The organism is Paenochrobactrum gallinarii, from assembly GCF_014205685.1.
Lineage (GTDB): Bacteria > Pseudomonadota > Alphaproteobacteria > Rhizobiales > Rhizobiaceae > Paenochrobactrum > Paenochrobactrum gallinarii.
In genome coordinates this window covers 19,784-33,213 of sequence record NZ_JACIIU010000006.1, presented here as the reverse complement: position 1 = coordinate 33,213, position 13,430 = coordinate 19,784, and the positions used below count along the sequence as shown (strand labels likewise).

Sequence of the window (13,430 nt, the reverse complement as noted above, 5' to 3'; positions counted from 1 at the left end):
GCCGGTTACTCTTTCGGTTAAGGGTGAGAGACGCACAGTTATTCTGAGCGCATGTCTTCATCCCGAAACCGGTGCCCACTTTCGGGAGACATGCGTGCGCGGTGCAGGATACTCTTTCGGTTAAGGTTGAGAGACGCACAGTTTTTCTGAGCGCATGTCTTCATCCCGAAACCGGTGCCCACTTTCGGGAGACATGCGTGCGCAGTGCCGGTTACTCTTTCGGTTAAGGTTTTAAGGCGGCAGTTCGATTAAATCAGCTGCCGCTTTTTCGAATCGATAACTGTCCTGCAAATCATGGTTTTGGATCAAAACCGTAAAAACGGGTCAATTCTCACGCAAGGTTACAATTCAAGTATAAAGTTGAGAATGGTGGCCGGAACCATATTTCCGAGAACCAACTGGCTGTTATGATAAACTCTTCGGGCTAAGTCTGCGTTAAACCAGACAAAACTGCCCTGCACGTCATTGCTTGTCTGAAAAGGCTGCAACTCAGGGGCTTTCAATGCAAGCTGCATGAAAATGCGCTGCACCCATCCGTCACAGCTTTTTAAGAAAATATTAATATAAATAAAGTTTCATCAGACCTGTATCCCGATAAATTTCACGTCTTTTAGACGTTCGTTCACGAATTTATTATAACTGTGACATTTGACCCACAGGTTCGAATGCGGTTAAAAAATCATACGGATCCGCAAAAGACAAAAGTTAAAAGCCTGGGCGCTGCCTCCACAGCCCTCCCCGAACTTTAGTGCCTGATATAGGATTAAACTGATGAAACACATGTTCTCTGGTCATTCGGCAAAATTTGCCCTGACAATGGCAATGCTGGCAGCATCAGTAATTGTTTCAGGCTGCACCACCACCGATCAGACAGCAGCGCTCAGCAGCGCCAAGGCCACAACCAAAACAGCCAGCGCTAATAAAGGTAATGTCATCCGCGTCAATGGTGTGAAAACCTATACTTATACCCCTAAAGACCGTGAATGCCTCGAACGCGCTATGTTCTTTGAGGCTAACCGCTCCAGTCAGGATGGCCTCGTAGCTGTCGGCACCGTGGTGATTAATCGCCTGTTGTCAAAGCAATATCCCGATACGATTTGCGGCGTTGTCGGTCAGAAAAACCAATTTGCACCGGGTGTTCTTACCCGCAAAATGAATTCCAAGGCTCTGCCGGATGTTCAAAAAGCGGCTGATGATGTGTTGAAGGGCAAGCGCCATCCGGCCGCTAAGAATTCAATGTTCTTCCACACTGCCGGTTTGAAATTCCCTTACAAAAACATGCATTATGTATTGGTTGCAGGCGGCAATGCTTTCTATGAAAAGCGTAACAAAGACGGCTCCCTGCAATCTCCGGTTCCGACAGAGCCATATAATCTGGCGATGATCTACACCCCGCAAAATCAGGCTGTACCAAGCGACAAAGCATATAATGTCACCACACCGCAGACCGCAGAAGAGCCGGCAGCAATTGCAGCCCCTGCTACAATGATTGCCGCAGCCGAGCCTAAAGCACCTGTGCAGGCACAACAGAATGAAACTGCGCAGGTCGCTGAACTGCAAGTGCCACTGCCAACCGCAACACCCAACACAGCAGCACCGGCCGCATCATCGCTGGCCTATGCACCGGCTGCCGAAAATGTCGATGCGATCGGCGCATTTTTGCTGACCCAGCAGCGCCCGACCCTCAACTGATTTTTTAATTTTCTCTATAAAAAAAGCCCCGCCAGCAGTACTGGCGGGGCTTTTTTATTGTCATATTGTTCCTTTATCGCATTATCCTACGCAAAACCGCTTCGCGCTTTTGCGGGAAATGCACTTAGTGCTTGGCAGGCTGAACCAGATTGGCCAGCAAGCGGAATGCACCCGGCACCATCTTATCCAGCTGATGATGCAGCACAAGGCTTGTATGGGTATGACGGCCTTCACCGATTTCAGCCGAAACCAGCGAACCTTTCAGCTTGTCTTCACCGGCATCACTCATGGCGAGCAGCGGCTTGTAAGCCTCGTCCCATTCGGATGCGAAATAAAGACCGCGTTCCTTATCCCAATTTGCCCAGTCTTCCGGCCCGATCTTGTTCGGGTAATTGAGCAACGGATGATCCGGCTCAAGAATATCCACGTCCGAATTCGCGTCTGTAACGCGGAAGCGGATGGATGGCGAACCGATTTTCAGGAATGCAGGTGGTACGGTTTCAGGTTTCCAACCATCACTCGGGCGATGATAAAGCGTTACCAGATGGCCGCCCTTCTTAACCCATTCGTGCAAAGCCGGTACGGCAGCTGCCAGATCTTTACGTCGGCCAAAGGCAAAAATACCAACGACAATCGTCTTCAGATCACGGTAGGCGCCGCGCTCCACATCCTTTGGTGAAAGCTCAACGACATCAATGCCCAGACGCTTCATCCACAGGCCGACATTATCATTGCCGCCGCTGATATAACCAACCTTGTGGTTTGCTGGCAGTTCAGCACCAACGGTCTGAACAGGCACGGAAACCTTGGTCGGCACAACGGAACGGCCGATATGCGGATAGGAGAAAGTGTTGATTGCATAGGCTTCTTTGCCCAGCAACTCAGGCTCGATCGCAAAGCGGACTTCGCCCGGTTTTGCCGGTGGTTGCAGATCAAAACTTGCAGCTTCGTCTGATGTGCTGCCGGTTTTGTTCATCGCCCAGCCTTCTGGCAGGTCAATTTTCAGATCATCCGTCTTGGCATTGGTAACCGTTGCGGTCATCGCAACCGGTGCCAGTTCCTGCGCTGTGTTGAACACAACTGCATCCGGCTTCAGTTCCAGCGATGCAGATGGCAGAACGCGCAAGGCATCTTCCAGATCCACATCAATCACCGCAGCGCGATCACCAATTTTAGCGGTCAGACGCACGAAAGCATCGCCGTTACCACCAAGCGGATCAAACTGCTCGGTCAGCGGGTTGGTCAAAGCTGCATCTGCGGCCGCAGTGACCTGATCGCCAGCGCTGTTGAGACCTTCACGGGCAATGATTTCTGCCGACTGAATTTCCACGCTTTCAGGTGCATCAACAAGGGTTTTAATAGTGATCGTATCACCGGCCTTGATGTCTGCGCCTTCAGTGAAAGCACGGATATGCATGCCAGAAGCTGTTGCCAGTGCCAGATCGATTTCACGGGTCTTACGTTCCAGACGATGCGCAACAGTATCATGCAGTTCCTGAGGCAATTGCTTACGTGCTTCATCAACCGCCTTGCCGATTTCCAGAAGCTTGGCTGTGACAACAACAGGGTCGCCATAATCAGCCATTGCTTCATCAATCAGACCCTGCGCATTGCGCATGGCATCCGCCGCAGAAGCAGGCATACCATCAACATTGGCGATATCACCAACAGTTGCAATCAGACCTTCGCGAATGTCTTTTTCAGTTTTCGCAGGCTCGCCCTTGGCGACTTTAGCCAAATGCAGTGCCCATTCGGTCTGTGGTTCAGGACGCCAACGACCCATATTTTGTGTCAGATGGCAAGAACGTGACCATTCACCCATCTGCGGGAAGGTCGCGCCTGAAATCTTGTCGCGTTCTGGTGCTGTTACCGTCAATGTGGTTGGTGGTGGTGGTGTTTCATCATCATAAACGCCGCCGCCGCCGCCATAGGCTGGCGAATAGATTTTCGGAACGCTCCAAGGGGCCAGACCGGCCTGAATCTGTTCCGGATATTCTTCCGGATTACCGGAGATATCAGCAGTGATAAATGTAGCAACCACGGCTGCACGATGCTGGCCATGCTGACCTGGCACATCAAGGAAGCAGTTCATCACAATATCAGGCTTATAATAACGGAAAGCCCAAGTCATACGCTCGACAACGCGATCACGACCCCAACGGTCGATTGTCTGGTTCGGATCTTTGGAGAAGCCGAAATCATGCACACTGTCATTGTGACCGCGGCCACCAAATGCCAGCGACGCATCCAGCGAGCGGGATGCCTCTTCCATTTCGCGGGTACGCAGCACGCCCAGCACCGAGCCGCGCTCTGCACCAATGCTGTTTTGGCCGCCTTCACCGCGCGTGATGCAATAAAGCACCGGACGGATACCATAAACATGACGCAATGACGCCAGCAGACCACTTGGCTCGTCATCCGGATGCGCACCGGTGGTCATAAATGTCAGCGTCGAGGTCAAACGCTCCAGACGGCGGTGCATAGTGACAATCGCCGGTTCCAGTTTTTGTTTTGCAATCAGCTGAAGATCGCTTGCAGGCGCTGCAAAGGCAGGCATACGGGTTGCTAAAAGTGCCGGGGGAAGGGAGGCGATAAATAGTCGCCTTGTCATTTTAGTCACGGTTTACTCCTCTCATCACAGGCGCTCCCAAGAAAATATCTGCCCTGAATTCATCAGGCAGAATCTTCTAACACCTTGTTTTTTATTCACTTTACCTACTTCTACCAAAGCAGAAAAGACGCTACCGTTTAACTCTTGTTCTTCTGTCCACGTATCAGCGCGCTTGTGCCGATTTCTTGAGTATGATGAAGTAAATATAATAACTCAAGTGTGTTGATGTAATTTATTGCAATAAACTTGTCATGAAGTGAAACTTGCACTTTTGTTCCATCAAAAACTTGTGTTTCTGGTTAAACGCCGCCAACAAAACAGTATTACTGAGCGTTTAAATAGCGGATGCCAAATCGCACGACAGCCAGACAAACCATGAAATGTGACTGGTCACAGCTTAGCCAAGGGGTTATGTTCCACTCAGAAAAATCATAAAAGCAGAGGCCATTATGTCCTATACATTACCGGAAAATATTATTGATCCTGTGAAACTCGACCGTCTGGCCGAAGTCGCCGTGAAAGTTGGCTTGCGTTTGCAAGAGGGACAAGACCTCGTCATCACTGCGCCGGTTTGCGCCCTGCCGCTGGTGCGCCTGATTGCCAAACACGCCTATCAGGCAGGTGCCGGACTGGTGACACCTTTTTTCTCCGATGACCAGATTGCACTGGCACGCTACCAGCATGCCAATGATGCCAGTTTTGATCAGGCTGCCGACTGGCTATATGAAGGCATGGCCAAAGCTTACAGCAAAAATGCCGCCCGCCTTGCTATTGCCGCCGACAATCCATTGCTGTTGTCAAGTCAGGATGCAGGCAAGGTTTCGCGCGCTAACCGCGCCAATTCCAAGGCCTATCAGCCAGCATTGGAAAAAATCGCTAATTTCGACATCAACTGGAACATTATCTCTTATCCAAACGCTGAATGGGCGGCTTTGATGTTCCCTGATGCATCACCGGAAGATGCAACACGCCAGCTCGCTGATGCAATTTTTGCAGCCTCCCGCGTTGATGTGGAAGACCCTGTTGCCGCATGGGAAGCCCATAATGCAGCCCTGAAAGAACGCACCACCTATTTGAACGCCAAAAACTATCATGCACTTCATTTCAAAGGTCCGGGCACTGACCTGACCGTTGGTCTTGCCGATGGCCATGAATGGATGGGCGGCGCGTCGGTTGCCAAAAACGGCATTATCTGCAACCCGAATATTCCGACCGAAGAAGTGTTCACCACTCCGCATGCTCTGCGTGTGAACGGCCATGTTTCCAGCACCAAGCCATTGTCGCATCAGGGAACCCTGATCGACAACATCTCGGTACGTTTTGAAAATGGCCGCATTGTTGAAGCTAAAGCCAGCCGCGGCGAAGAAGTACTCAATAAAGTGCTCGATACGGATGAAGGCGCACGTCACTTGGGCGAAGTGGCACTGGTGCCGCACTCCTCACCAATCTCAAAAAGCGGCTTGCTGTTCTACAATACATTGTTTGATGAAAATGCCGCCAGCCATATTGCGCTGGGTCAGTGCTATTCAAAATGCTTTGTTGATGGTGCAAATCTGACACCGGAACAAGTTAAAGCCAAAGGTGGCAATTCCAGCCTGATCCATATTGACTGGATGATCGGCTCTGACCAGATCGATGTCGATGGTGTCAATGCCGATGGCAGCCATGAGCCGCTGATGCGCAAAGGCGAATGGGCTTACTGATAAGCTCCATAACGTAAAAAAGCCGGAAACCAAAGTTTCCGGCTTTTTTATTGTCCTAAACCTTCCGCAAACAGTGATGTGTTTGCGCAAAGCCTCAAAAGAACTTAACCGCGCAGAACGCCGCCGGTTTGCTTGGCAACAGCCTCTATGATCTTCTTGGCAACGCCTTCCAGATCTTCTTCAGTCAACGTGCGATCAAGCGGCTGCAACAGAACTTCGATCGCAACCGACTTCTTGTTTTCACCCAAAGATGCACCGGCAAAAATATCAAATACCTGCGCATTGCTGATCAGCTTCTTGTCAGCAGACATCACCGCACGGATCAGACTGCCAGCTTCAACATCGCTGTCCACCACAAAGGCAAAGTCACGCTTAACGCTCTGGAACTGCGACAGAACCAGTGATGGCTTGGTGCAAGTGGCTTTTTTCTTCGGCTCAGGAATAGCATCGATGAAAACTTCAAAGCCGCAAAGTGCGCCGCTCACATCGAGCAGCTCCAGCGTATCCGGATGGAATTCACCGAAATAGCCAAGCACAACTTTAGGCCCCAGCTTCATGGTGCCGGAACGCCCCGGATGGAACCACTCAGGTGCGCCTGCTTCGATCTGGATACGATCAACCGGAGCGCCTGCTGCTTCCAATGCTGCCAGCGCATCAGCCTTGGCATCATAAACACCAACAGCTGGTGCATTGCCTGACCAAAGGCGCCCCGAACCTTCAACACCGGCGGTGCCGCGACGGATACCGCCAGCAACACGGCGCTGATCTTCCGGCTTATCGCCTTCATAAGTTCCCGACACTTCAAAGAGTGCCAGATCAGCAAAGCCGCGATCAGCATTGCGCTGTGCTGCAACCAGCAAGCCCGGCAACAGGCTTGGACGCATATCCGACATATCGGCTGCAATCGGGTTGGCAAGTTTCAGTTCCGGTTTACCGCCGCCAAAAGCTTTGGCATGAGCTTCCGGAATGAAAGAATAGGTCACTGCTTCCATCATCCCGCGTGAGGCCAGCATGCGGCGCGCCATACGGGTACGAATTTGCAACGTGGTGAGGATTTTGCCGTTGACGCTACCCATATTTTCCAATGGCTGCGGTTCAATTTCATTGAGGCCGTGAATACGCATCACTTCTTCAACAAGATCGGCTTTGCCTTCCACATCACCGCGCCATGACGGCACTTTAACTACCATAACAGCTTTGCCATCACCCGACACACCAAAGCCGAGACCCGTCAAAATCTGTGCCGCTTCTGCATATTCCACATCCAGATTGGTCAAACGCTTGACTTCCGCAACAGGGAAAGTGATTTCACGCGGGGCATATGGCTGATAACCAACCACTTCAGTTTCTGTTGGCGTACCACCGCACAGATCCATCACCAGTCCGGTGGCATATTCAAGGCCGGAAACCATGAATTCCGGATCAACGCCCCGTTCAAAACGATAGCGCGCATCCGTAACAATACCAAGCTGACGACCGGTGCGGGCAATGGTGATCGCATCCCAAAGCGCCGATTCAATCAGCACATCGGTGGTGTTTTCATCACAGCCGGAATGTTCGCCACCCATGATACCGGCAATGGATTCAGCGCCATTATCATCAGCAATGACATACATGTCCGGTGATAATTTATACTCACGCTGATCAAGCGCCAGAATAGTTTCACCATCCCTGGCAGCGCGCACAGTCAGGTTTCCCTTGACCTTAGCCGCATCAAACACATGTAATGGGCGACCATAATCAAAGGTCACATAGTTGGTGATGTCCACCAGCGCATTGATCGGACGCAGGCCAATGGCTTTTAAGCGCTGCTGCAACCAAAGCGGGCTGGCAGTGTTTTTAACACCCTTGACCAGACGCAACGCAAAACCATTACAGAATGGTTTGTCGGCAGGCTGATCAAGCACGACTTTCACCGGTGTTTCGCCAGTGCCTTTGATCGCTTCAATCTTGTCACCTTTAAGCGTGCCAAGACCGGCTGCTGCCAAATCACGGGCAATACCATGAATACCGGCGCAATCGGCACGGTTCGGGGTCAGGCCGATCTCAATGATCGGATCATCAATGCCCATATAGCTCGCATAGCTGGTGCCGACCGGCGCATCAGCGGGCAAATCAATGATGCCGTCATGTTCTTCAGAGAGTTCCAGCTCGCGCTCGGAACACATCATACCGAAACTTTCAACGCCACGGATTTTGCCAACTGACAAAGTCACATCAAGACCCGGCACATAATCGCCCGGGCGTCCCAAAACACCAACCATACCGGCGCGGGCATTGGGTGCGCCGCACACAATCTGCAACGGCTTACCGTCACCGGCATCAACACTCAAAACGCGCAATTTGTCAGCATCAGGATGCTGAACGGCAGTGAGCACTTTGGCAATTGTAAAAGCTTTAAAGCTAGCGCGGTCATCAACGCCATCAACTTCCAGACCAATATCTGTCAGTTTCTCTACAATTTGTTCCAGCGTGGCATCAGTTTCAAGGTGTTCCTTGAGCCAGGAAAGCGTGAACTTCATGATTGATTTCTTTCCTAAATTTTTTAGCGTTTCAACACTTCGACCAAGCGAAAGTGTTCACAAAGCAATTCCATATCCGGCGAAAAACCACCATTGCGACGAAAATAGGCCTCATGCCCTTTGCGCCACTCACTTAGCGGTCCTTCTCCCTCATCTTCAGCAAATGCATCATCAATCTCGTCAAAACGGCGCACAGCAACGGCTATGGTTTCAATCACTGCCGCAGGGCGCCCCTGACCATCCAGAACCACATCACGACGACCCACAACCGGCATGGGCTCACCTTCGTCACTGAAAGAGGTCAATGCCGCACAGGTGGCAGTTTTATGCCCTTGCAACACCAGTGCCAGTAACTGATCAGCCAGTTCCGGTGTATCGCCAAAAGCAAACATAACCGCATCGCGATATTGTTCCGGCAGATTGATCATGCGCTCATCAATCATGCGCTCAGGCCGCCAAACAAGGTTGGCAGATCAAGCGGACGGAAACCATAATGATTGAGCCAGCGCACATCCGCATCAAAGAAAGCGCGCAAATCAGGCATTCCATATTTCAGCATGGCGATACGGTCGATACCCATGCCCCATGCAAAGCCCTGATAGACATCCGGATCAAAGCCCGCATTGCGCAACACATTCGGATGCACCATGCCGCAGCCCAAAATTTCCAGCCAGTCATTGCCTTCGCCGAACTTAACTTCCTTGCCCGAACGATCGCACTGAATATCAACTTCGACAGAAGGCTCAGTGAACGGGAAGAAGCTCGGACGCATACGCATTTTAACCGAAGGCACTTCAAAAAAGGCTTTGCAGAATTCTTCCAAGACCCATTTCATCTGGGCAACGGTTGAAGACTTATCAACAACCAGACCCTCCACCTGATGGAACATCGGCGAATGAGTCGCATCGGAATCCATGCGGTAGGTTTTACCCGGAATAACGATACGGATCGGTTCGTCACGGCCTTCTTTGTCACGCATCTGCGCAAAGCGCTCCATGGTGTGAACCTGCACCGGAGACGTATGGGTGCGCAGCAATTTGCGCTCGCCATTTTCATCCGGATTGAAGAAGAATGTGTCATGCATTTCACGCGCCGGATGGCCTTCAGGGAAGTTCAGCGCGGTAAAATTATAATAGTCAGTTTCAACATCCGAACCTTCAGCAATCGAAAAGCCCATATCGGCAAAGATAGCAGTAATTTCATCAATGACCTGTGAAATCGGATGGATACGACCGCGCGATGCAGCAGAACTGCGTACCGGCAAGGTCACATCGAGCTTTTCGCGCTCCAGACGGGCGGCAACGGCCAATTTGTGCAATTCGGATTTACGTGCAGCCAATGCTTCGCTCACACGGTTTTTCAAGCCGTTGATGGCCGGACCTTGTTGCTGGCGCTCTTCCGGTGTCATCGCGCCCAGTGATTTCAGCTTCTCAGAAACCGAACCTTTTTTACCCAAAGCAGAAACACGCACCGTCTCAATGGTGCTCTCGTCACCAGCGGCAGCGATTTCGCCCATAATTGTCTGTTCTAATTGTTCAAGATCACTCATGATTATGCCTTTATACCTTCGGGATACGAGGGCTTCGGGTGTATTGGAACCGGTTCAATCGCTTGATAGCAAGCAATTAATCCGGCCTGATCGGGTATTCTTGCCAGACAATCACTTCGGTACAAACCAACAGCAATCTCTGGTATATTTCAGCTCTTTAAAGCCTTATCGAAAAACTCCATCGCTTTTAACAGTCTTTTACCGTCACCGCCCCAATAAAATCGCTTCAAAAAGCGAATAAAGCCAGTAGTAAAGCGAAAGAGCGCCAGCCATAAATCACGCGCTTGCTGCCTTGGGCTTGCACCAACTTTGCCGGCCACATGCACTTGTGTGCGAACCATATCCGGCGCATTCAAACCAGCACAGACCAAAGCCTGCATTTTGTGCAACCCGCATAGGAACCGTCTTCTGCCATCATCTGTTTCCGGTGAAACATAAGGCACAAAGCGCGAAAGCCTGCTATGCAGGTGCTTTAGTAATGGCACCGTATCGGCATCATAGTGCCTGATCCCGAAATGGTAGCTGGCAATGTCAGATTTCATGACACATTAACCCGCATTACCGGTAACAGCCGGAGCAAAAACATCCGGGTGATTCCCCACCCGTAAGCGTCTTGCATTTTGCGTCTCAATGTACATTTCGAATCCGGAAAATAAGAAAACCCGCGCCAGCCGAGCCAGCGCGGGTCCCAAAAGTTATTCAATCGTGCTTTGGGAAGGCGGCTGGCTTAACGTACAGCGCCTTCAAAAGCGTTAGGCGTGGTATCTTTCAGATATTCCAATGCCTTCTTCGCGGAATCAACCAAAGCTGCAAATGCTTCAGGTTCATGGATAGCAATATCCGACAGAACTTTACGGTCGATTTCGATGTTTGACTTCAGCAAACCGTCAATGAAACGGCCGTAGGTCAAGCCATGCGCGCGAACAGCAGCGTTGATACGCTGAATCCAGAGAGCGCGGAAATTACGCTTACGATTCTTGCGATCGCGGTAAGCATACTGCTTTGAGCGATCAACAGCTGCCATAGCAGTACGGATGGTGTTCTTGCGACGACCGCGGAAACCTTCTGCCTGCTTGAGAACTTTTTTATGTTTAGCGTGGCCAGTTACGCCGCGTTTTACACGTGCCATAGTATGATCTCCTTAAGGATATAGCGGCTTAGAGGCCGTTTGGCAGGAACTTCTTCACGATCTTTGCATCTGGTTCGCTAAGAACCATGGTGCCGCGAGCATCGCGAAGGAACTTGTTCGAGCGCTTGATCATGCCATGACGCTTACCGGCAGCAGCAGCTTTGATTTTGCCGGTTGCGGTAATTTTGAACCGCTTTTTAGCGGAGGATTTGGTCTTCATCTTGGGCATTTTGCTCTCCTAATCTAGAGGCCCTTAACATTCGCAATGAATGTCAGAGCTCTGGTTTTCTACTTCCAGACCGACCAAAGTCTGGAAAGCATGCGAAACCGCCACGGCATGCCCTGCCGGTCGGTTCGAACGAGGCCTTATAGGCATAATATGATAAAAACGCAACCGCTTTAATCAATCCGCCATATCCGGCACGGTGAAAATATCGACGCTGATACATTAAACATATTGTTACGTGCTTCAGTAAAGGCAGAACAACAAAAAACCGCCCAAAGGCGGTTTTATATTTTAAGCAACCAGACCACACAACAGACGAGGCAAAAGCCTCAATCAGCCAGTAGTCCGGCATTTTTTAGCAGCTTCACGCATTAGCGTGGCGCAAGAACCATCATCATCTGACGACCTTCAAGGCGTGGCTCAGCTTCCACCTTGGCGATGTCCAATGTTTCTTCTTTAACGCGCTGTAACAGCTTCATACCCAGTTCCTGGTGCGCCATTTCGCGACCACGGAAACGCAGTGTGAACTTAACCTTATCACCTTCATCAAAGAATCGGTGCGCAGCTTTCATCTTCACTTCATAGTCATGAGTGTCGATGTTCGGTCGCATCTTAATTTCTTTGATTTCGACCGTTTTCTGTTTTTTGCGCGCTTCAGCGGCTTTTTTCTGACTCTGATACTTGAGCTTACCAAGGTCAACAATCTTACAAACAGGCGGTTCGGCGTTAGGAACGATCTCTACGAGATCGAGACCCGCCTCTTCAGCCATCGCAATGGCGTCCTGAATGGTCATGTCACCGTGGTTGTGGCCCTCGGCATCGATTAGCTGAACCCGGGGAACCCGGATGTCGCGGTTGGAGCGCGGTCCGTCTTTCTGGACCGGCGTCGCTCTGAACGGTCGGCGAATGGTCGTTAACTCCTCAAATATTAAACTTCTCGGCGGCACTTTTATCAGCTTAACGGCTAAATAACAGTGACTTGCCAGCGCAGTCGCACTTAATGCGGGACATGGCGTCAAGCAAGCGCGGATGTCAATAGCATCTTTGTTAAGAAAAATCACCCCCAACCGAATAAATTGGTCAAAAGCATGCCTCCTGCATATTATTTAAGTGAAAAGAACGGATTTTCAAGGCTTTTACGCTATTGAACAAGATCTGACATGCGTATAGCCCTATCATACTTGAAATAATCGGAGACCGGCAGCAATGACAGGTAAACCAGAGTTCATCACCGTTGATGGCGCCCCTATCGCCCTGCGCTACCGTGCAGGCAGCAAAGCACAGGGAATCACATGGCTGGGCGGTTATCGGTCGGACATGCTGGGCACCAAAGCCGAAACACTCGACCAATGGGCAGCAGCTAACGATCACGAGTTTTTACGTTTAGATTATTCCGGTCACGGCGAATCGGGTGGGGACTTCAATGAAGGCTGCATCTCACGCTGGCTGAATGAATCACTCACCGTGCATCATCAATATAACAAAAACCCGCAAATTCTGGTCGGCTCCTCAATGGGCGCATGGATCACTTTGCGCATGACGCAGGAGCTGATCAAGCAAGGCAAAGGCCCTGCCGGTATTATTCTGATTGCACCGGCTCCGGACTTCACTGCACGTTTGATCGAGCCGAATTTAAGCGAAGAATACAAAAAATCGCTGATCGAAAAAGGCTATTTTGAAGAGCCTTCAGAATATTCGCCCAATCCCTTTATCTATACGCGCAAGCTGATTGAGGACGGACGGCAGAATCTGGTTTTAACAGACATTATCGAAACCGGTTGTCCGGTACATATTCTGCAAGGCATGAAGGATGAGGACGTTCCTTATTCTCACGCCCTTCTCCTCACCGAACATCTGCCGGTCGACAATGTAACCCTCACCCTCGTGCGTGACGGCGACCATCGCCTTTCCCGCCCGCAGGATCTCGACCTTCTGACACGCTCGCTCGACATGATGATTGCTCAAATCAACAATTAAGGTTCTGTCATCCGGTAAAGG

At 50.8% G+C, this 13,430-nt stretch carries 11 protein-coding genes; 3 read left to right on the top strand and 8 right to left on the bottom strand.

The window, feature by feature from the left end; genetic code table 11:
* Positions 1-780: 780 nt before the first annotated feature.
* Entirely contained in the window at positions 781-1,692 is a 912-nt protein-coding gene (locus FHS77_RS08160; RefSeq protein ID WP_246431275.1) for a cell wall hydrolase, read from the top strand.
* Positions 1,693-1,816: 124 nt separating this feature from the next.
* Here FHS77_RS08160 and FHS77_RS08155 read toward each other — a convergent pair whose 3' ends face one another.
* Positions 1,817-4,303 (bottom strand): PIG-L family deacetylase, encoded by a 2,487-nt coding sequence (locus tag FHS77_RS08155; protein ID WP_210307075.1) that lies wholly within the window; start codon positions 4,301-4,303, stop codon positions 1,817-1,819.
* Positions 4,304-4,752: 449 nt separating this feature from the next.
* Between FHS77_RS08155 and FHS77_RS08150 the strand changes: the two genes are divergently transcribed.
* A complete protein-coding gene (locus FHS77_RS08150; protein WP_184222193.1) occupies positions 4,753-6,006 on the top strand; it encodes an aminopeptidase in 1,254 nt (417 codons plus the stop codon).
* A gap of 104 nt (positions 6,007-6,110) precedes the next feature.
* On the opposite strand, the gene pheT is transcribed toward FHS77_RS08150, so the two are convergent.
* From pheT to infC, 7 genes are all read right to left on the bottom strand, one after another.
* On the bottom strand, positions 6,111-8,528 hold the full coding sequence (pheT, locus tag FHS77_RS08145) for a phenylalanine--tRNA ligase subunit beta (RefSeq protein WP_184222191.1): 2,418 nt from the start codon (positions 8,526-8,528) through the stop codon (positions 6,111-6,113).
* A 23-nt stretch (positions 8,529-8,551) separates the two neighbouring features.
* Positions 8,552-8,956 (bottom strand): ASCH domain-containing protein, encoded by a 405-nt coding sequence (locus FHS77_RS08140; RefSeq protein ID WP_184222387.1) that lies wholly within the window; start codon positions 8,954-8,956, stop codon positions 8,552-8,554.
* 11 nt (positions 8,957-8,967) lie between these two features.
* Complete coding sequence (gene pheS / locus FHS77_RS08135) at positions 8,968-10,077, bottom strand: phenylalanine--tRNA ligase subunit alpha (protein ID WP_184222189.1); 1,110 nt, start codon at positions 10,075-10,077, stop codon at positions 8,968-8,970.
* A 149-nt stretch (positions 10,078-10,226) separates the two neighbouring features.
* A complete protein-coding gene (locus FHS77_RS08130) occupies positions 10,227-10,619 on the bottom strand; it encodes a hypothetical protein (protein WP_184222187.1) in 393 nt (130 codons plus the stop codon).
* A 185-nt stretch (positions 10,620-10,804) separates the two neighbouring features.
* The gene (gene rplT / locus FHS77_RS08125) at positions 10,805-11,206 is read right to left on the bottom strand and encodes a 50S ribosomal protein L20 (protein WP_184222185.1); all 402 of its coding nucleotides are present in this window, start codon (positions 11,204-11,206) and stop codon (positions 10,805-10,807) included.
* 28 nt (positions 11,207-11,234) lie between these two features.
* Positions 11,235-11,435: a 50S ribosomal protein L35 gene (gene rpmI, locus FHS77_RS08120; RefSeq protein ID WP_184222183.1), complete on the bottom strand. Its 201-nt coding sequence runs from the start codon at positions 11,433-11,435 to the stop codon at positions 11,235-11,237.
* Between the two features lie 368 nt (positions 11,436-11,803).
* A complete protein-coding gene (gene infC / locus FHS77_RS08115) occupies positions 11,804-12,280 on the bottom strand; it encodes a translation initiation factor IF-3 (RefSeq protein WP_343060978.1) in 477 nt (158 codons plus the stop codon).
* A 358-nt stretch (positions 12,281-12,638) separates the two neighbouring features.
* On the opposite strand from infC, the gene FHS77_RS08110 reads away from it, so the two are divergent.
* The gene (locus tag FHS77_RS08110) at positions 12,639-13,409 is read left to right on the top strand and encodes an alpha/beta hydrolase (RefSeq protein ID WP_184222181.1); all 771 of its coding nucleotides are present in this window, start codon (positions 12,639-12,641) and stop codon (positions 13,407-13,409) included.
* The last annotated feature ends 21 nt before the right edge of the window (positions 13,410-13,430 follow it).